At 42.7% G+C, this 21,304-nt stretch carries 16 protein-coding genes; 9 read left to right on the top strand and 7 right to left on the bottom strand.

Annotated elements, in window-relative coordinates:
• Window positions 1-18: 18 nt before the first annotated feature.
• Window positions 19-1,977 (bottom strand): ATP-dependent zinc metalloprotease FtsH, encoded by a 1,959-nt coding sequence (gene ftsH, locus NQ488_03245; protein UWN96342.1) that lies wholly within the window; start codon window positions 1,975-1,977, stop codon window positions 19-21.
• A gap of 249 nt (window positions 1,978-2,226) precedes the next feature.
• Between ftsH and NQ488_03240 the strand changes: the two genes are divergently transcribed.
• The 4 genes from NQ488_03240 to NQ488_03225 all read left to right on the top strand — a co-directional run bounded on the left by NQ488_03240 (window position 2,227) and on the right by NQ488_03225 (window position 7,025).
• Window positions 2,227-3,837: a CTP synthase gene (locus tag NQ488_03240; GenBank protein UWN96341.1), complete on the top strand. Its 1,611-nt coding sequence runs from the start codon at window positions 2,227-2,229 to the stop codon at window positions 3,835-3,837.
• Window positions 3,838-3,933: 96 nt separating this feature from the next.
• Window positions 3,934-4,656, top strand: coding sequence for an ABC transporter ATP-binding protein (locus NQ488_03235; GenBank protein ID UWN96340.1), 723 nt, complete (start codon window positions 3,934-3,936; stop codon window positions 4,654-4,656).
• Window positions 4,653-5,900, top strand: coding sequence for an ABC transporter permease (locus NQ488_03230; protein ID UWN96339.1), 1,248 nt, complete (start codon window positions 4,653-4,655; stop codon window positions 5,898-5,900). The genes NQ488_03235 and NQ488_03230 overlap by 4 nt, the downstream gene beginning before the upstream one ends.
• A 24-nt stretch (window positions 5,901-5,924) precedes the next feature.
• Entirely contained in the window at window positions 5,925-7,025 is a 1,101-nt protein-coding gene (locus NQ488_03225) for a hypothetical protein (GenBank protein ID UWN96338.1), read from the top strand.
• Here the strand turns inward: NQ488_03225 and NQ488_03220 are convergent.
• The 3 genes from NQ488_03220 to NQ488_03210 all read right to left on the bottom strand — a co-directional run bounded on the left by NQ488_03220 (window position 7,007) and on the right by NQ488_03210 (window position 11,681).
• Window positions 7,007-7,828, bottom strand: coding sequence for an Mrp/NBP35 family ATP-binding protein (locus NQ488_03220; protein UWN96337.1), 822 nt, complete (start codon window positions 7,826-7,828; stop codon window positions 7,007-7,009). The genes NQ488_03225 and NQ488_03220 overlap by 19 nt on opposite strands.
• 864 nt (window positions 7,829-8,692) lie before the next feature.
• Window positions 8,693-9,988, bottom strand: coding sequence for an AI-2E family transporter (locus NQ488_03215; protein ID UWN96336.1), 1,296 nt, complete (start codon window positions 9,986-9,988; stop codon window positions 8,693-8,695).
• A 43-nt stretch (window positions 9,989-10,031) separates the two neighbouring features.
• The gene (locus NQ488_03210) at window positions 10,032-11,681 is read right to left on the bottom strand and encodes a SulP family inorganic anion transporter (protein ID UWN96335.1); all 1,650 of its coding nucleotides are present in this window, start codon (window positions 11,679-11,681) and stop codon (window positions 10,032-10,034) included.
• 476 nt (window positions 11,682-12,157) lie between these two features.
• Between NQ488_03210 and NQ488_03205 the strand changes: the two genes are divergently transcribed.
• The 5 genes from NQ488_03205 to NQ488_03185 all read left to right on the top strand — a co-directional run bounded on the left by NQ488_03205 (window position 12,158) and on the right by NQ488_03185 (window position 16,972).
• Complete coding sequence (locus NQ488_03205) at window positions 12,158-12,562, top strand: GntR family transcriptional regulator (GenBank protein UWN96334.1); 405 nt, start codon at window positions 12,158-12,160, stop codon at window positions 12,560-12,562.
• The gene (locus tag NQ488_03200; GenBank protein UWN96333.1) at window positions 12,555-13,472 is read left to right on the top strand and encodes an ABC transporter ATP-binding protein; all 918 of its coding nucleotides are present in this window, start codon (window positions 12,555-12,557) and stop codon (window positions 13,470-13,472) included. The genes NQ488_03205 and NQ488_03200 overlap by 8 nt, the downstream gene beginning before the upstream one ends.
• 16 nt (window positions 13,473-13,488) lie before the next feature.
• Window positions 13,489-15,696 (top strand): ABC transporter permease, encoded by a 2,208-nt coding sequence (locus NQ488_03195; GenBank protein UWN96332.1) that lies wholly within the window; start codon window positions 13,489-13,491, stop codon window positions 15,694-15,696.
• An 11-nt stretch (window positions 15,697-15,707) separates the two neighbouring features.
• Window positions 15,708-16,181 carry a VanZ family protein gene (locus NQ488_03190; protein UWN96331.1) on the top strand — a complete coding sequence of 158 codons (474 nt, stop codon included), beginning with the start codon at window positions 15,708-15,710 and terminating at the stop codon, window positions 16,179-16,181.
• Between the two features lie 98 nt (window positions 16,182-16,279).
• Window positions 16,280-16,972: a hypothetical protein gene (locus tag NQ488_03185; GenBank protein UWN96330.1), complete on the top strand. Its 693-nt coding sequence runs from the start codon at window positions 16,280-16,282 to the stop codon at window positions 16,970-16,972.
• A 141-nt stretch (window positions 16,973-17,113) separates the two neighbouring features.
• Here the strand turns inward: NQ488_03185 and NQ488_03180 are convergent, their stop codons facing one another.
• The 3 genes from NQ488_03180 to NQ488_03170 all read right to left on the bottom strand — a co-directional run bounded on the left by NQ488_03180 (window position 17,114) and on the right by NQ488_03170 (window position 21,278).
• Complete coding sequence (locus NQ488_03180) at window positions 17,114-18,010, bottom strand: Rpn family recombination-promoting nuclease/putative transposase (protein UWN96329.1); 897 nt, start codon at window positions 18,008-18,010, stop codon at window positions 17,114-17,116.
• Window positions 18,011-18,325: 315 nt separating this feature from the next.
• Window positions 18,326-19,267, bottom strand: coding sequence for an ion transporter (locus NQ488_03175; protein ID UWN96328.1), 942 nt, complete (start codon window positions 19,265-19,267; stop codon window positions 18,326-18,328).
• 235 nt (window positions 19,268-19,502) lie between these two features.
• Window positions 19,503-21,278, bottom strand: coding sequence for an oleate hydratase (locus tag NQ488_03170; protein UWN96327.1), 1,776 nt, complete (start codon window positions 21,276-21,278; stop codon window positions 19,503-19,505).
• Between the last annotated feature and the right edge of the window lie 26 nt (window positions 21,279-21,304).

Raw genomic sequence — 21,304 nt, 5'->3', positions numbered from 1 at the left:
TTATCGTAATACCGGTTATCAGATTTTGAAATTATCCTCTATATCAGAAAATACACTGCCATGAAGTGAGCTGTCATCGCTGCTTTCTTCCGTATCCGGCTTTGGATTCTTCACGTCATTGAATATCTCCATGAACTGCTTACCGGTTATTGTCTCTTCCTCATACAGATAATCAGCTATTCTGTCAAGCACATCCCTGTTAGCTGCAAGCAGTGACTTCGCTTCATCATAACATCTCTTAAGAAGATCCTTTACCTCTGAATCTATCTCAGCTGATGTAACATCGCTGCAGTTAAGGACAGTCCTTCCGTCAAGATATTTGTTTTCAACAGATTCAAGGCTCATAAGCCCGAATTTGTCTGACATACCATACTGCGTTATCATAGCTCTTGCGATATTGGTTGCTTTTTCAATATCATTGGATGCTCCGGTTGTAACACTGTCAAAGACAAGCTCTTCTGCTGCCCTTCCTCCGAGGCATGTAACAATCCTTGTCATAAGCTCATCCTTGGTCATGAGGTACTTTTCTTCCTCGGGTACCTGCATTACATATCCGAGTGAGCCCATCGTTCGCGGAACTATCGTAATCTTCTGGACAGGCTCAGCATGCTTCTTAAGCGCAGTAATAAGTGCATGTCCTACTTCATGATATGCAACAGTCTTCTTCTCTTCCTTGCTTAAGATTCTGTCCTTCTTCTCTTTACCTGCAATAACAACTTCAACAGCTTCAAACAGGTCTTTCTGTGAAACATACTTTCTTCCTGCCTTAACTGCCATGATTGCAGCCTCGTTAATCATATTGGCAAGGTCTGAACCTACCGCACCGGATGTTGCAAGTGCAATTGCTTCAAGATCTACCGTATCGTCCATAAGTACGCCCTTTGAATGAACCTTAAGCGTATCTATACGGCCTTTGAGATCCGGCTTATCAACTATAATTCTTCTGTCGAATCTTCCCGGTCTTAAGAGCGCCTTATCAAGGACATCCGGTCTGTTAGTTGCTGCAAGGATAAATATACCCTTGGATGCATCAAATCCGTCCATCTCCGAGAGGAGCTGGTTAAGAGTCTGCTCTCGTTCATCATTACCGCCCATTTTTGAATCACGGCTCTTACCGATTGCATCAATCTCATCAATAAATATGATACATGGTGCCGACTGCTGTGCCTGCTTGAACAAATCTCTTACTCTTGAAGCACCGACACCAACAAACATCTCAACAAAATCCGAACCTGAGAGTGAAAAGAAAGGAACCTTCGCCTCGCCTGCAACAGCCTTCGCAAGAAGCGTCTTACCTGTTCCCGGAGGACCTACAAGCAAAGCACCCTTAGGAAGCTTGGCACCGATGTGGGAATACTTATCAGGATTATGAAGGAAGTCAACTATCTCTGTAAGTGACTCTTTGGCTTCATCCTGACCTGCCACATCACGGAATGTAACTCCTGTCTCCTTCTGGACATATACCTTGGCATTGCTCTTGCCAACGCCCATTCCCATTATGCCGCCACCGCCGCCTTTGGACATTCTTCTGTATACAAGGCCAAACAGCAGGTAGATAAACAAAAGCGGAAGTACATATGCAAGCAGGAAATCAACAACCGATGAATTAGTGCTCGGAATGTATCCACTGAATGTAACTCCACTCTCTTCAAGCTTGCTTACTATCTCATCATCATTGATATATCCTGTATAATAAGTGTACTTAACACCCATTGAATTGTTCTGTTTTGCCGGTTCAATAAGAATTCTGTCCTGCTCGAATGATACCTTTCCAATCTCTCCGTCATCAAGCATGCTTAAGAATTCGTCATATGTTATCTCTTTGTATGTGGCATTCTTGACCATGCCATTAAGCCAGCTTATACCGATAAATGTAATAAGCGCGGCTATCAAAAGAATTACCACTGTCTGATTGAATTTGGGTCCGCGGTTCCCGTCGCCTCTCGGTCCCTGACCATTGTTCTGTCTATTATCCATTATTTTTCTCTTTCTTCTATATATTATTATTTTTTCTGACACTTATATCATTATATGGATTTTCCGCAATAAAATCAACTCCATATAATGTGAAATTTGTATGTAGTAATTTTCTGTTTTATTTTTTATTTTAAAAATATTGAAATACATGTAGAAATTAAAATGTTTTCGTTGTATACTATAAAAGTGTTTGTAAAGATACAATTATTATTTGATTATTAATATGAGTTACTACGAAGGAGGTTAATCATGCCCGTAAAATATGTATTTGTTACAGGTGGTGTTGTTTCAGGTTTAGGAAAGGGAATTACAGCGGCTTCGCTTGGACGTCTCTTAAAGTCAAGAGGATTTTCTGTAACAATGCAGAAGTTTGATCCTTATATCAATATCGATCCGGGTACAATGAACCCTATTCAGCATGGTGAAGTATTCGTAACTGACGACGGAGCTGAGACAGACCTTGATCTTGGACATTACGAGAGATTTATCGACGAAAGTCTTACTAAGAATTCCAACGTAACAACAGGCAAGATCTACTGGTCGGTTCTTTCCAAGGAGCGCCGCGGAGACTTTGGCGGGGGAACAGTTCAGGTAATTCCTCATATAACTAACGAGATTAAGAGCCGCTTCTACCGCGACTATTCAACAGATGATACCAAGATTGCAATTATCGAAGTCGGTGGAACTGTAGGTGATATCGAAAGCCAGCCTTTCCTCGAAGCTATCAGGCAGTTCCAGCATGAAGTAGGCCGTGAGAATGCAATTCTCATCCACGTTACCCTTATACCTTACCTTCGTGCTTCAGGTGAGATGAAGACCAAGCCTACACAGGCAAGTGTTAAGGAACTTCAGGGTATGGGTATCCAGCCTGATATCATCGTATGCCGTTCAGAACATCCGCTTGATAAGGGACTCAAGGACAAGATTGCTCTGTTCTGTAACGTTCCAAGTTCACACGTTCTTCAGAACCTTGACGTAGATATTTTATATGAAGCTCCTCTTGCAATGGAAGAAGAGCATCTTGCACAGGTTGCATGTGAATGCCTCAATCTTGAGTGTCCTGAACCGGATCTTAAGGAATGGCGTGAGATGTGCACTGCATGGAAGAATCCTAAGACAAGCGTAAGTATTGCACTTGTCGGTAAGTATACACAGCTGCACGATGCATATATAAGTGTTGTCGAGGCTCTTAAGCATGGCGGTGTTGCCAACTATGCTTCTGTTGATATCAGATGGGTTGATTCAGAGCTTCTTACTAAGGAGAATGCCGATGAGCTTCTTGGCGGAGTATCAGGAATTATCGTTCCCGGTGGATTCGGCGACAGAGGTATTGAAGGTATGGTTCTTGCAGCACAGTATGCAAGAGAGAATAAGATTCCTTACTTTGGAATCTGCCTCGGTATGCAGATTGCCCTTATAGAATTTGCACGTAATGTTCTCGGATATACAGATGCACACAGCGTTGAGCTTTCACCTGAGACAACTCATCCTGTAATTCATCTTATGCCTGATCAGGAGGGAATTGATGACATTGGCGGAACACTCCGTCTTGGTTCATATCCATGTGTTCTTAATACTGACAGCATCGCATATAAGATGTACGGCACAGAGACAATTCATGAGAGACACCGTCACCGTTACGAAGTTAACAATGACTACCGCAAGGCATTTACAGATAACGGCATAATGCTTTCAGGTATCTCACCTGACGGAAGAATCGTTGAGATGATTGAGAATGTTGACCATCCTTGGTTCATCGGTACTCAGGCACATCCTGAACTCAAGTCACGTCCTAACCGTCCACATCCTCTCTTCAAGGGCTTCATCAAGGCTGCTCTTGATTATCAGGAGAATAACTAAACTAATACACATCATAAGCTGTTACATAAAGCTGTCGTCGTCCATCGTCGTTCCTGCTTTGTGTAACAGCTTATTTTGAATAAGAATGGAGTATTTATGAGTTTTATAGAGGTAAGGGATATTCACAAAAGTTACCGCAGACGCGAAGTTCTTCGCGGTGCATCATTTTACGCAGAACATGGTGAGTGCATAGGCATCGTAGGTGCTAACGGATGCGGCAAATCTACTCTTCTTGGTATTCTGTCCGGCTCTTCCAAAGCTGAATCAGGCCATATTTTCTATGATAACCATGATGCAACGAAAGAACGTGGCACATTCCTGCGCTACACAGGGTTTGTACCGCAGGACAATCCTCTGTTAAGCCATCTGAGTGTCTATGATAATCTCCGCTTCTGGTACTGTGAGACAGGCCGCCGCATTGATGACGACATGGCAGGCGGAATACTCTCCCGGTTCGGTCTTGATGCATACCGCAGCTATGATGTCAGCAAGCTGTCCGGCGGCATGAAAAAGCGGCTTTCAATTGCCTGTGCCATCGCCCGTGATCCTCAGGTACTTATTCTTGACGAACCCGGTGCATCTCTTGACATCGTATGTAAGGAAGATATCAAGAATTATCTCCGTTCTTACGTCAACACAGGTAATACAGTCATAATAGCAAGCCATGAGACCGGTGAACTGGAACTGTGTGACAGGATATATCTTATGGCAGGCGGCCGCCTTACCGAACTCGAATTCTTAAGGCGTTCCGTACGCAGCAGCGCAGACATTGCAGACACCCTGATCAGGTATATCCGCATTCCGGAGGTTCGTCAATGAATATACAGCTCAATAAAATACTGCTTTTCTTCTCTTTACAGATTAAAGCTGCTTTCAGAATGATTCCCGTTATACTTGCAACAACCGCCTGCTTTGCTTCAATTACAGGGCTTGCTGCATTTGCCGGCACAAAGCTTCTGTATAGCAGCAGCCACAAAGAACCACTTAACGTTGCGCTTGTGCTTCCTGAAGACAGCGACAGATACACGCGCGCAGCATTTTCATTCATAAATGAGATTGATACAGTAAAAAATCAGTGCTCCTTCACGGAAATGTCTGAGGATGATGCCTTTAATAATATGCGCGATGGTTCGGTGGATGCCATTATACTTGTTCCGGGACAATTCATAGAACATATTATGAACGGAACCAACACCCCCGCACAGGTAATCCTTCCAAAAAGCGGTTCGACATCATCTTCTCCACTGTTTCGAGAACTTGTGAACGCCGGCGTAGGTGACCTGGCAATCGCGCAGGCCGGCATATACGCTGTAGATGACTATTGCGGCAGATACGGCCTTAAGGATGAGATTGCCGCTGCCGAACTGTATCTTAATGACAAATACCTCTCGCATGCGCTTGACCGCTCTGTGTATTTCAGCAAAGAAACCATATCATCAACAGGCAGCCTGACACTTATACAGTTCTATTTCTGTACGGGTGCCGTATTGCTTATAATGCTGTCATCAATATCCTGTATCAGTCTTCTTCGCAGCGAGAACTCCTGTACACAGGCTGCAATAAAGCGTAACGGAGTACCTTACATCATTTCATCCGCATGCAGATTTTCAGCTGTCAGTGCAGCTTATCTTATTCTGATTCTTATAATTGCCGGAATTGCTATTACCGCAGCGGAATTATCACCGCAGGTACGTTACACATTACAGGACGTATTTACCGCATTCGGCCCGTCATCCGTGCTTATGCTGGCATTTGCATTACCTGCTATATTCTCATTATCGCAGATGCTGCTTTCGCTGTCAGATAACACAGGTGCCGGTATAATACTTTTATTTATAATGACTGTGCTGATGGTATTTCTTGCAGGAGGATTGGTTCCGAAGGCTTTCCTGCCTTCAGTTCTCCAAAAATCGGCTGTATTGGTACCTGCAACTTATATTATAGGTGCATTCAGAGGCGTTCTATGCAATAATATTGACTTAAGCTGCATAACCGGATGTCTGGCAGTCTGCATTCTGTCAGCATGCATAACAACACTTGCGCACAAACTTGATATGCCTTGAAAATGGGCAGGAATGGGGATTACTATGAGAGCATATTTTATAAGATTTTTTCTTCTTCTTAAAAGACAGCTTAATTACAGGCTTATGACCATATTTTTAATTGCCATGCCTGTCTGTGTATACATAATCTCTTCGGTTCCACAGCTTAACGAAAGCGAACCTGTGCGAATCGGTATGCTTGCAGCCGGCAATGACATTCTTGCACACCAGACCATGCAGCATCTTATTGAGTCTTCCGACAGCACAACTATGGAATATTATGAGGCATCATCTGCCGACGAGCTTAATAATGATATTATAAGCGGCAGAACAGACTGCGGATACATCTTTCCCGACAATCTCTCAGCATGCATATCAGGCGGTAAATATTCCGGTTGTATAAAGCTTGTAAGCTCTCCTTCATCCATGATGGCATCACTGTCCAGCGAAATGGTATTTCACTCAATGTTCGGCATATTCGGTCAATCAATTGCAGCCGACTATGCCTCGTCACTGGCCGGCACTGACAGCACCGCCTCACATATTGCAAAAGATTATGTAAATGAACGCTTTGACTACTATCTTAATGGTCCTGCCACCTTTCATGTGGAATTCAGGCTTCTTGATGTCTCCGGTAAAGCCCAGTCCGGCACATACGGCACATCAGCCCCACATTCTGCTGAATATCAGGCAGATACACAGCTTTTTCCGCTTCGCGGCATACTCGCAATACTTATCACAATAGCTGCAATGTTTGGATGTTCGCAATATGTCACAGATAAAGAAAGCGGTGTATTCTTAGCCATGCAGGGACGAATGACCATCCTCGGACGACTTGTATACACCGCTATCCCGACAATACTGTTCGCATTGTCGTCTCTGTTATCATTAATGCTGTCCGGCTCACATTCCGGATTATCAGAAGAACTGTCTTCGATAACTGTATTTGCGGCTATATGCATATTATTTGCCTTCGCATTATCGCTATGCATACGCAAAAGCCGCATCATGATGAGTATTATCCCTCTGTATGCTATCCTGTGCCTTGTATGCTGCCCTATTTTCATCGACCTGGGCTCATACCTTCCGCCTGTCAGTGTTCTTCAGAAATTACTCATTCCGTATTATTACATCAGTGTGCTATAGAATGCCTTAAGTTCTGCAAGATCTGCTCCGCTGTAATCTTCCACTGTTCCTGCATCTGCATTGGCAGCAAGTGATGAATCTATAGGAAGTTTAGCAATATTGCTTATTCCGTACTGTGCCGCAATCTCTTCTATGTGGCTCTTACCGAATATCTCATGACGGCTCTTGCAGTCAGGACATTCAAAATATGACATATTCTCTACTATTCCAAGTATAGGGACATTCATTGTTGAAGCCATATTAACCGCCTTCTCCACTATCATGCCGACGAGTTCCTGAGGAGTTGTGACTATTACAATTCCATCCACAGGTATTGACTGGAATACCGTAAGCGGCACATCTCCTGTTCCCGGAGGCATATCCACAAGCATAACATCAACATCATTCCACATAACATCTGTCCAGAACTGCTCAACACATCCTGCTATTACAGGTCCTCTCCATATTACCGGATCCGTCTCATTGGCAAGCAGGAGATTGGTCGACATAATCTGTATTCCTGTCTTAGAACTAACCGGCATAAGTACAACTCCATCACTTGATGCCTTACTCTTAATTCCAAACGCTCTTGGAATTGAAGGGCCTGTTATATCTGCATCAAGTATTGCCGTACGTGCTCCTGACTGCTGTGCCGCAACGGCAAGCAGTGATGTTATCATTGACTTACCGACTCCGCCTTTACCGCTGACAACTCCTATTACTTTCTTAACGCTGCTGCCCTCATGAAGGCTCTTACGAAAATCCATTTTCTCGCTGCAATTCTCACTACAGCTTCCACAGTTATGACTGCATGCTTCACTCATTGTAATACCTCGCTTATATATATTCAGACTTACGTTGGTGTCAAAGACCTCATAAAAGGGGACTTTCGGCACCGCCCCGATACCTGCGAATTACTCACACAATTCTGCAGACATCACATCATACTATAGCATTATAGCATATTTTTCTCAAAAAGACAGTTCTAATAAAAATCATAGTATCATGCAGAAGTCAGGCTGTTCATAAAAAGCGAACGACCATCATACTCTCGTATTACTTAAGTACAATGGTCGTTCTAAAACTCTGATTCGTTATTCAATTTTTTCTCTCTTTCCTCACTGCTCTCATTCTCTGTACAGTGACGCTTATTATAATATCAAGTTTCAAGATAAGAACCCTATTCTTAATCTCTCACAACCTACAAGATATATCTTCCATCAGTTCCTGCTGCTTACTATCTTCATTATATGCATCTAACGCTTGCTGCGTATGCTGTATTCGGATATAGCGTCTTCATGAACTTTCAGGTTGTATAAAATGTACGCTTCTTCTTCATCGTTTCTTTACACGAATCTGAAATCTTGGATATTAATGTGGTATTGTTCAATATGAATACTGTTATTAAAACTCCTGTCCAGTACTACCACTTCATATTGACTGTTATTACTATGTCTGGCCCAACGGTATCAACCTCCCTGCTGTCTTGACTTTGATTAATTCAGTTTGATTAATCAATTGACTTCTGATTGATACTTTATGTATCTCTCTTGTTTATGTATGTATATTACCATTGAGGTTCAGTTTTGTCAATACTTTTTCTAAAATATTTTTAATTATTTTGTTTTTATATTATCTTTTGTATTTTATTCTCTTAATTGTGTGTATTATTTAAAATATTCTGACAATTACTCTTTGTATTTGATTTCATTTGTGGAAATATCAAGTTCTTCAGCCTTTATGTAACTCTCTGTATCCGGCGGAAGATTACGCATCTTAAGCTTATGACTGACTATCTCGCCTGCTATGTAATATATAACTGCAAATGTTGGCACACCAAGAAGCATTCCTGCAAATCCGAATATTCCTCCGGCTGCAATAATTGCAAATACAACCCAGAATGGCGAAAGTCCTGTTGAATCCCCAAGAATCTTCGGTCCGATTACATTACCGTCAAGCTGCTGTAAAACGAGAATGAATACAAGGAAATACAGTCCCTTGATTGGATTGGCAAGCGTAATAATTATAAAACTCGGTACTGCTCCGATGTACGGACCAAAAAATGGAATTACATTGGTTACACCGACAATAACACTGACAAGCGTAGGATATGGCATTCTGAGTATAAGAAGCCCTACATAGCAGAGCACTCCTATAATAAGTGAATCTATTATCTTGCCCATAATAAATCCGCCAAATATCTCATTGCTCTTTCTTGCCGTCCTTATTATTATATTGCCGCGCTTCGCGTCAAACATCGTATATATCATCTTCTTGGACTGTCCGATGAATCTTTCCTTGCTGGCAAGTACATATACCGAAATAATAATGCCGACAAATACATTTACAACTATCCTGGCAACATTAACTACACCTGTCGTAATTGATACAATGTACGTATTAGCCTGTGGAAGCAGGTGATCCTGAACCCACTTGCCGATAAAGTCTGTTCCTGAGATAATCCCTTTTTCAACCATATTGGATATCTGCTCATTGCCCCTTGTCACCTCTGTTACCCATGCAACAAATGAGCTGATCTCATCCGGAAGACTTCCGACAACTCCCTGAACACTGCTGATTATCTGAGGTATGATAAGTTCAAGCAGGAACACGATAATAAGTATAAACAGCATAAGCGCGCATACGATTCCAATGCCTCTTGCCGTCTTCTCGGCAGTCTTTGGATTCTTCACCTTAGGTCCGATAAGACGCATTACTATCCCTTCAACCACCATCATTATCGGATTGACAATATATGCAAGCACAATTCCTATTATAAACGGCTGCATAATAGACATAAGCTTGTCCCAGATTTTGGCAAAACCACTGTATCTGTATACAATGAAGAAAAGCAGCACACAAATAAAGAATGTCACTATGGCGACACTTGCCACAACGGCATATTTTTTTATGTCATAATTCCACTTCTTACGGTTATCGTCTGCAATATCAGCCTGCCTGTGCTTCCCTTCATTATTATCCATATGATGCCTCCATACCTGACCATCACCGGTCATTCTTCAAATATCAGTCGTTAGAATCAAATCCTGCTGCTCTTTCAAGCGCTTCATCAATGTGCTCACAGAAATTCTCACTGCCTACTTTTTCAACAAATCCTGCCTTCTGCATAACATGCATAGGCTGCTCATTCACATGTGAAAATACTACTGCTATATGTTTTTTGCTGAGTTTATCGTAAAGCTCCTCAAGTGAATGCATCGCTGTTGCGTCAAGTGCGTTAACCGCACGCATTCTTATAACGAGGCACCTGGTAAAGTCCTTTACTGAAATTGTTGCTATTCTGTCAGCAGCTCCGAAAAACATCGGACCGCTTATCTCATATACTCTTACATGCTTAGGTACCTTGCGGAGCATAATGCTGTCAGGATCATTCTCATCCTCAATATATTTCCAGCTCTTAACCTCTGATTCCTCACTCATACGCCTGAGAAGGAGCAGACATGCAAGTATCATTCCTATCTCAATTGCTACGACAAGGTCAAATATAACTGTAAGCGCAAATGTAAGCACAAGTACAATTATATCACTCTTTGGCGCAGTTTTCACTAAATGTACGAAAGTTCCCCACTGGCACATATTGTAAGCTACCATGAAAAGAATAGCCGCAATTGTCGGCATCGGAATAAGTGCCGCATATGGCATAAGTACAACCAGCACAAGCAGCAGCACAATTGCATGCACCATTCCGGCAACAGGTGTGCGTCCGCCGTTCTTAATATTAGCTGCTGTTCTTGCTATTGCTCCCGTTGCAGGAATTCCGCCAAATAATGCAGAACCGATATTACCCGCACCCTGCGCAACAAGCTCCATATTGGATCGGTGTCTTGAATTAACCATTCCGTCAGCTACAACACATGAAAGCAGTGATTCTATCGCTGCAAGTATAGCTATTGTAAATGCATCCGGAAGCATTCTGCCTACAGTCTCAAGACTGAAATCAGGCATAACAGGCTTTGGAAGTGCATTACTTATTGTATAGAGGTCTCCGATTGTATTTACATGCATTCCGATTCCCTTAACCATAACAATTCCCACTATTACAGCTATAAGTGAACCCGGAATCTTTTCACTTATCTTAGGCCATACGATAAGCACGGCAAGACATACAACGCCTACTATCACTGCCTGCCAGTTAACGGTTCCTGCAAATGCAACATCCGCCTTAAGCTTTTCCATTGTCTCAACAGCCTGTGTTCCCTGTGCATATGTTATTCCAAAGAAATCCTTGAGCTGTCCTATAACTATTGTTACCGCAATTCCGGCTGTAAAACCTACTGTAATCGTATAAGGTATGAACTTTATAAGACTTCCGAATCTTAAAAGTCCCATGACTATAAGTATAATTCCGGCAAGTATTGTTGCCGTTGCGAGTCCTGACATTCCGTTCTCTGCCACGATTCCCGCTACTATTGTTGCAAATGCAGCCGTCGGACCTGCAATCTGCACACTGCTTCCGCCAAGGAAGGAAATTATAAAGCCTGCGATTATCGCTGTGTAGATACCCTGCTCCGGTCCTACGCCTGACGCAAGTGCAAGTGCTATTGAAAGCGGCAGCGCTATAATCGCTACAATAATTCCTGCTACTACATCCTTAACAAACTGCTCTTTTGTGTAACCCTTCATTACCGTAAAAAGCATCGGTTTTAATTTGTCCATTGTAATGTACTCTCCCTGAATATTCTATCATTTTTCATATCGTACGGCTTCAAAGCCGCATACATAACATTTTACCTTATTGTGGAAATATTACAAGGGGAAATGCAGAATAAGGGCAGAATAAGGGCAGAATAAGGGCAGAATAGATGTGTAAAAGGCACTCGCTCCCGCTGCATGCACCTCGCAGCGGATACTAAGCTCACGCTTTGCGTTCGCTAAGTACCGGCGGGTGCATAGCCGTGTCTTTTACACACCTATTCTGCTTTGTTTGGGAGCCAACCCGGAACACTACTGCTCTTGGTTTATAAACACTTTATTACTTACAGCCGGTTATGCGTCCGCTGCGCTGCCGTCCAAGTGGGAGCGTGTCTGTTGATGCAATACACTTCCCCCTCTTGACAGGCTGCGGAATGCATGTTATTATACAACTGTATTAATCGTACTAATACAGTTAATATTGCTAAAGGAGGCGGACGATGTATCAGATTGATGTAATATCCAGAACGCCTGTGTATGAGCAGATAATACGGCAGACGGAGGAATTCATCCTTAAGGGTGTACTTAAGCCCGGTGACAGGATGCCTTCGGTAAGGACTTTGTCTGTTGAGCTTTCTGTTAATCCCAACACGATTCAGAAGGCAATTGCCGAGCTTGACAGAAGGACGCTTATCAAATCAGTTCCCGGCAAGGGAAGCTTTATATCAGATAATGCACTTGAGCTTATGCACATTGCAAAAGAGGACGAATTACAGGATATCAAAACGCAGCTTATAAGCCTTAAGATGGCAGGCATCACAAAAGAAGATGTAATAAGCTGTGTTGATGAGGTGTTTGGGGACAGCTCATCCAATAATATGACGGGAGGGCAAAGCAATGATTAAAGCTGACAATCTGACAAAAACATTTGATGATTACAAAGCTTTGAACGGCATCTCATGTACAATTGAGGAAGGCTGTATCTACGGCATGGTCGGATCCAACGGTGCCGGCAAATCAACATTTTTACGTCTGCTGACGGGTATATACCGTGCAGACATGGGGACTATCACTATCGACGGGAACGATGTATACGAGAACACTGAATTGAAATCACATATGGCATTTGTGCCTGATGAACTGTATTTTCTCGGCGGCGCTTCAATGGACAGGATGGCGAAGCTCTACTCCGCTGCTTATCCTGATTTCAGTGGTGAACGCTATGAACATCTCAAGGAGATATTCAAGCTTTCCGGCAGCCGCAGCCTGAACACATTTTCAAAAGGAATGAAGAGGCAGGCAGCGACTATTCTCGCGCTGTCATGCCGTCCGAGATATCTCTTCCTTGATGAGACATTTGACGGACTCGACCCGGTAATGCGTAATCTTGTTAAAAATATCGTATGTCAGGATGTTGTTGACCGCAAGGCAACCGCAATTCTTACCTCACACTCTCTTCGTGAGCTTGAAGATACGTGTGACCAGCTTGCCCTGCTTCACAAGGGAGGTCTTGTGCTGGAAAGTGACATAAGCAACTTAAAGACATCCCTTTTCAAGGTTCAGGTGGCATTCACCGGGGAATTTGCAGGGACTTACGGCAGGGATACATTCTCAGATCTTGATATACTTCATTACACCAAGCATGGAAGTGTTGCCAATATTATCGTACGCGGCGACAAAGCAGACGTTACCGCGAAGATTCAGGCAAAGCATCCTGTGATACTTGACATTCTTCCGCTTACGCTTGAAGAAGTATTTACCTATGAGATGGAAGCACTCGGATACAGTTTTGATGATGTGCTGGTCAATAATTGAGGATTGGAGGATAATCATGAAAAATATATTTAATAAGAAATTATTTTCAGACGGAATGCGCCAGCTTCGCACAATAGGAATCATGGGCCTCATAATCTTCTGCCTTGAAACAGTATTTGTTGTAATCGGCAATAATATGAGCAATGCCGAATGGATTGCATCATATACGGCAGGCCAGATTACGATATCAGGCAGCGCAGCCCAGACCGCACTTAATATGCCTGAGGTGTGCACACTGCTTGAACTTCACCCGATACTGCTTGCAGCAATATATATTCTTGCGCCTGTTATGGTTCTTTATCTGTTTGGATTCATGAACAGACGCAACTCAAGTGACTTTTATCACAGTATTCCTGTAAAAAGGGAATGCATCGCTGTATCATTTCTGGCTGCGATTGTTGCATGGCTGTGTATAATCGTGCTTGTAAGTACTGCACTCTGCTGCATTCTTACGCTGTTCACGCCATATGTGGCAATCAACATGTACAGTGTGCTTACAACAACTCTTGCGACACTGGCAGGCTCTGTATGTATGCTCGCCGCAGGCTTCCTTGCCATGAGCATTACAGGAACTTATTTTTCAAATATAGCAGTTTCAGTTATGCTTCTTATATTTCCAAGAGGACTTATAACATTCTTCACGGTTATGATGTCTTCTCTTGTCCAGGTTCTGCCGTTAAGCCTTGGCGGAATACTTGACTATAACATTAACATTGTCGTCGGCAATGTAATCAGCCTGTTTATAGGCGGAGATGCGTTATATCCAATGACACATCTTGTTCCGTCACTCTATACGCTGGTGCTTGCCATAGTATATTTTGTCATTGGAATGTATGCATTTAAAATAAGGAAATCCGAGACAGCAACCATGCCGGCTTCCAACAGACACCTTCAGAATATATACAGGCTTATACCTCCGATGTGCATATGTCTTCTGCCAATTGCAGCGGTATGCCAGCTTATCCTCCGCAGGCATGAGATGTTTGGCGGAACCAATGCCATGAACCTGTTTTACATTGTGCTTTTCTATTTTATTGCAGTAATAGCATATTTTCTTTATGAGCTCATCTCAACCAGAAAGATTGCCAATGTAATGAAATCCTTCAAAAGCCTGTGGACACTTGCAGCATTTAATGTACTGTTTGTCATTATAATCGCTGCCGGATATTTTTATGAGATTCACAATGTGCCTTCAGCCGACCGCGTGAAATACGTAATCATCAATACAGACGATTACTCTTCTCTCACAAGAAGTGATGTAGGACATGATTATTATTTTACCCAGAAAGCAGCAGCCACCAAAATATATAACCAGGAGATAATCAGTAAGCTTGTCAGCTATCTTGAGCAGAATATAAATGATATAAAAACAACTGATGGTGCTGACTCTGTCAGTGCCTATTCTACACGGCTGAGTGTGGAATTCGGCAAAGGTATCGGAACACTCAGACGTAAGGTGTATGTACCGTTAAATGAGTACCAGACATTTATCAATACACTGAATAAGTCTGATGATTATACTTCCATATATAAGAATCTGCCTGAATATAACTCTCTTGCTTCATGTGAGTTGTATATGACGGGCCACTCTTCATGGAAGATATCTGACAATGACAAACGTGACCTGTATGAGGCTCTTTGTGAAGATTTCCGTTCACTGGATCTTCCTGCTGCTATCAGCCACACATCACGCTATTCTTCAGGTGGCTGCATTGGAAGATTCTATGTGGAAGTCAATTATAAGAGTTCAACACTTAATTTTTATGCCGGCATATCTGCTGATACACCAAGAGCACTCAAGTTGCTTGTTGAGCGTATTAATGCAGCTTCAGATGCTTCCAATGCTGTAAATAAGCTGCTTGATGCACAGCTTCCCGATGGTTATGCCGTAAGGAACTGTACTTTGTCATTCACACTTCTGTATGACGGTAACCTGTACGATGGTTCAGCTACACGCAGCTTCTACAATAACTTAGATGGTTCAAATGATTCTTATGCTGACTATACTGAAAATGGTGCCGAAATTCTTAATAAGATTGCGGACAGACTCGACAGTGCGCCATCCACTATTGACCTGAACAGGCCTGTACTGTGTGTAACCTACAATTCATCACTGACTGACAATAATGCCAAGCGTACAACCGAATCCGGCTGCCGCTTCTATCAGGCAGATGATGAGCTAGTTAATCTGTTCAGTACATTTACAAAAACAGATGTGAGATAGGCGATGCAGATTTGCATGGTTCAGATTTGCATTTACTGATTTTCCAATTGAGGAGATTGTTAAGGCTCAGCCATCTTCGGATGCAGCTTTGGCAGTCTCCTTATTTTATCAGGGAGAAAATTTATGAACACTTTATTTTTAGATTTAATCAGGTTCTGCTTATCGGCATGCTCTCTTCCCTCGCGATTGAGATTATGCAGCTTTTCAATTGGCGCGTATCCGATATTGATGACCTTCTGATGAATACACTCGGCGCGGTTATCGGATTTTTCCTGTTCAAGTTGGTTGACATGATTATACATGGGATTTACAGCATATTTGCGCATAATAAGAATTCTAAAGTGGAATCTGCCTCTCAGCGGCACGCACGGGCTACAGCCAAAAGTAAAACACCGAATATCAGTGAGGCAATTGCCTATATAATTCTTTCTTATCTCGGTGTGTTCTTTTTATATAATGTTACAGGAATATCCGCTCTTGTTTAAAGGTTTGAATAAAAACATCTAATAATTAATAGTTGCTTGTTCATATGAAATGATATATTATTATAATATATTAAAATATTATATGAGGAGTGTGCTATATGCAAAAGAATTTTATAAGAAATACCATTTGTATGACTGCTATTGTTATGAGTATGGTTATGAACGCCGCATGCGGCACGCCAACTTCTTCGCCAGAAATTGCATCTTCCGCACCATCTGTACAATCTGTCGCAAATCTTCCTGCTGCAGTCACAGAGACCAAAGCCGTTGTTGTAAGCGTTCCTTCAACACAAGCCTCAACTGCAGCAAAAAATGCTTCTGTTGCTGCTCAGGCTACGACTAAGTCTTATGCCGAAAGTACTTCAGCAGCCACAAAAGCTGTTGAAGCTGCACCCCAGGCTGTAACTGAAACGGCAACTGAGACTGCGGCCGAAGCTGTGGATGAATTGATAACTGATGGCAAAGTCGAAGTTTCTGCCAATGTAACAGACGCTGTTACCGAAACCGCCGATACAACAGAAGATGCTGCTGAAGATGCTGCTGATGCAGGCAGTTCAGACGACAATTCAGTTGTTGAAGATGCCGGGGAAGCTCAGGTAAATGAAGAGCCTGCCAATGATTCAATCAGCCAATCCGGTCACTATGTGTTAAACAAGAGCACTAAGAAGTTCCACTACGCCGGATGTGCAAGTGCCAAGCAGATCAAGGCATCCAACTATGTGGAATTCGACGGTGACAGAGATACGCTTATCTCCAGAGGCTATTCTGCCTGCAAAAAATGTAATCCTTAATGAGTTTAAATTGCCGGCAATTAATTATAATTATATATAATTAATAAAAACCCCAATAATCCGGGCATCAATGCCATATGGCTGTGCCGGATTATTGGGATTCTTGTTATTCTGTTATGCTATTGTCGGCGTTTTATTTCATCACTGTGTTACTTTTTCATCTGAAGCCGGAGTGTACTTTGCCAAGGCATCCTCAGCCTGTTCTCTTGTAAGGTTAAGCTCCTCCTGAAGGAGCTGTACAATCTGGGCGTCAGTCTGCTTGAATCTTCGGCATGTTCTAATCATTCCATGCATTCCTTCTCGTATTCCTTTTTGTATTCCTTCCTGTATTCCTTCTTCCCTGCCGCGTTCTTCGCCCTCTCTGCGAATCTTCTCCTCAATCTCAAAACTCTTCATATATGCAATACCTACCTCTCCATCCTGCTTGACAGCCACCACCATCTTATGAAGCTCCTGCAGTTCTTTTGTGCAGGCGTTCTCCTCAACGGAGTTCTCCATATAGTGTAATAGCTGACGCAGTTGTTCTGTCGGATGTCCTTCTGTCCCGCCTGTATACAGGAATATCGTCCTGTCACCGTCATCATACGGCATATCAGGCACTTCTACACAGCACTTTTTAACTGTGTACACCATCCTGTCCAGCCCAAACGGGTCATACGGCATGATGAATATGACAATCACATCGCGAAGGTCATCGTAGTTACTGCCCGATCTGAGATTGGCTGTGTCAATCTTGTCATGGTAGAACCGCGCCCTTTTGGGAAGTGATGCAATGTCTTTTGCATTATTATTCTTGTCCGGTTCAACATCGAATATCTCGCCTTCTTCCTCATCAAGGTAGACATCCATCCTGATACCATGCCTCTCAGGGTTGTCACCAATAAGAAACTTCTGCGTTACTACGTTAAGCTTCCCAATCTTACGGTTCAGTATGCAGCTCAGGATGTAGCGTGATGCCGCTTCGCCATACTCCTTATGACCTATAAGGCTGCCTGCCAGAAAGTCATCCACAATGTTCATCTGTTCCAAAGGTTTCATGTTTCCTCCTGTTCCCACAGTGCATGCGGAGCGGAAAGAAATACAGAACCTTTAACGTATCTTAGAATATGACGCACAATCTACAGATACCAACATGCAGCTACAGACCGCCAATCCAATCTTCCGTCCAATGCACTATGCTATAAAAATGTTAAGTGAGTTATAAAAGCATAGAATTCATTGAATAAAGATTAGAAATTAGATCAACTTACGTTGTTGAATTGTAGAATATATGCTTTGAGTTGATTGTAGCAGAGCATTTGTTAAAAAGCAATACCACAATCAACATAATTATCAACATAGTTTCCCATTTCCCTAATTCCGGCACCTTGCCACAACTATATCCTTCTCCTTCAATATCATGTCATCCTGCGGCAGGATTGACAGATTATCGCGCAGCACAAGATATACCGAGAAGTTGTCGCCGTATTCAACCTCTGCAAGTGTCTTTCCCGCAAGGCGTTTGTCTATCATTATCTCGACAATATCCTTAATGTCAACATCGCGGTAATTGGAGATATCACTTTTACGCTGGTACTGCTCTACAAATCCGGCGCTTATGATACCGGTTGGGATAGCCACCACGCCAACCCCAAGGTAGGCAATGCAGATTGCCATTATTCTTCCAAGTGTTGTTATCGGATATATGTCTCCGTAGCCTACAGTAAGGAGCGTTGACATGCTCCACCATATGCCGCTGAATGCATTACGGAATACGTCAGGCTGTGCATCATGCTCCACACTGTACATGCACAGGCTGCTCGCGAGCATAAGAATCAGCACTATAAATACCGACGACATAATCTGATTACGTTTTTCATATAATACGGCTGTAATTACATTGAATGAATCATATCTGGCATTAAGCCTGAACAGATGGAAGATTCTTACTACCCTGAGCATTCGGAATATTACAAAGCCCGATAAGAAAAATGCAGGGATTATTGTAAGCAGGTCAACAATTCCGTCAAATGATATCAGGAAACTGAGACGTGACCTAAACTCACTTTTGTCAGGATACAGGTAATCCGCAGTCCAGATTCTAAGGACATATTCTATGCAGAATACAAATGTCGTAACATATTCTATCCCCTTGAAAACCGCCATGCAGGCTGCAAGTTCGGAAAATGTCTGTAAAAACATTACTACTATATTGGAAATTATCGTTATAGTTATAAATATATCAAAGCATCTGCTTATATAATTGCTCTTGTCCCCTATCTGAATTATGTTAAATATTTTTCTCTTAACCGACATACAGTTCTTCCCCCATACTTTGTGTAACATAAAAATTATAGACCATACTGTCCTGCCGCGCAACATTGCGGATAATATTTCGCACACGCAAAACGGACACCCTGCCGCATTGCTGTCAAATGCAGTACCAGATGCCCGTTTTGCTGATTTCATTTTGATTTCACTGATTTCACATTTTTGATTTCAATTCACATTATCACATCTACATATAATGTAGTAATGATTTGTAAGGATATCAGATTACGTTGTAATCCTTAAGGAGTTTTTCAACGTCAGTACCCTTGATTTTCTTTAGTGCTTCCTTGAGCGCAAACTTTTCAATAAGATTGAGCTCCATGTCTGTTGCTTTCTTTCCGTCGCGAAGCTTTACTGTTGCATCAAGCAGACAACGGAGGTCATACACGCTTCCCCATACTTCCGGAACGCCGCGGTCAATGTTAAGGAGCGTGTAGACTGCTTCCATGCCGGTTCTGATTGAATACTCTGTTGTAAATATGGTATCGCGTTTTGTTTCTGCAAACTGGCCTAAGAATGCAAAGTTGACTGCTTTCTCAGGTACAACATCAGGTCTGTCACCATATGCACGAGGCATGAAAAATGCTGTAATGTAAGGCATCATACATGGTACAGTGTTGGCGCTGTTGGCTGCCATGTCTTCTATTTCTTCAACAGGGACGCCAAGGTGATACAGCCACTCCATGCATATTTCTTTTCCTGTACATTCTCTCATAGGTTTCTTTATATAATCGCCCGGTTTGTCAGAGAACAGTGCATATACCCACACAAGAACCTGACCCTTTGGCTGTGACCTGAACTGTGGCTGACGGTTAATCGTCCAGCTAAGGAGCCATGAAGAATCCTTAACACTTACGATGCCGCCGGTTACTACTTTACCTGAAAGAGGGTCCCTCTTACAGATTTTCTTTATATAAGGAATTATTCTGTCATCAAGAGTTGTTACGGTTGCACTCATCCAGTTAGACTTTTCAGGGTCATAACAGAACTTGTCCGGATGTCCGAATGAAGGATCCTGTGCGGCAATCTTACGCCACATATCCCAGCCTCCGCCCGGCTTTATCTCTTTATTAAATACTGCCGGTGTATTCTGGTCACCAATAGTTGAATTCTCAACGCAGCCTCCGTTTGTAATAAATACAAGATCATTCTCCGTAAGGTCTATTGCGCTTTCCCTGCCGTTATCGATTACATCAATGCGGGCAGCCTGCTTTCTTGCATCTGTGATGTCGAACTTTACATTTACAACCTTAACACCGTAATGGAACTGTACACCGAAGCTCTCAAGATACTTCACCATAGGAAGAATCATTGACTCATACTGGTTGTATTTGGTAAATCTCAGCGCTGTAAAGTCAGGAAGTCCTCCGATATGGTGGATATATCTCTGGATATACAGCTTCATCTCCAGTGCGCTGTGCCAGTTCTCAAATGCAAACATCGTTCTCCAGTACAGCCAGAAATTAGAATCCAGCACTTCATTGTCGAACACATCTGTAATCTTCTTATCCTGCAGTTCTTCATTAGGTGTGAAGAAAAGCTTCATTATCTCAAGTGCGCCCTTGTCTGATATTGAGAACTTGCCGTCTGTGTGGGCATCCTCGCCTCTGTTCACAGTTGCACGGCAGAGTGAATAGTTCGGGTCGGCCTTGTTAAGCCAGTAATATTCATCAAGAACCGATACACCCTCAGTCTCAATTGACGGAATAGAACGGAACAGATCCCACATACATTCAAAATGATTGTCCATCTCTCGTCCGCCTCGCATAACATAGCCGACATTCTCATATTTGTATCCGTCACATGCACCGCCCGGAATCTTATCCTTCTCAAGAATGTGTACGTGCTCACCCTTCATCTGACCGTCTCTTACCAGGAAACATGCCGCTGCAAGTGCTGCAAGACCGCTTCCTACTATATAAGCTGATTTTCCGTCCACGCCCTCAGGTTTTAACGGACGTGCAAATGCTTCATAATTACCGCTTGAATAATACATACTTACCTCCTGTTCTGCGCTGCCTC

Origin of the sequence: [Bacteroides] pectinophilus, from assembly GCA_025146925.1 — a bacterium.
GTDB classification, from domain to species: Bacteria; Bacillota; Clostridia; order Lachnospirales; family Lachnospiraceae; genus Bacteroides_F; species Bacteroides_F pectinophilus.
Note: the sequence above shows the minus strand (reverse complement) of the source record. Positions and strands in the feature narration are given on the sequence as shown.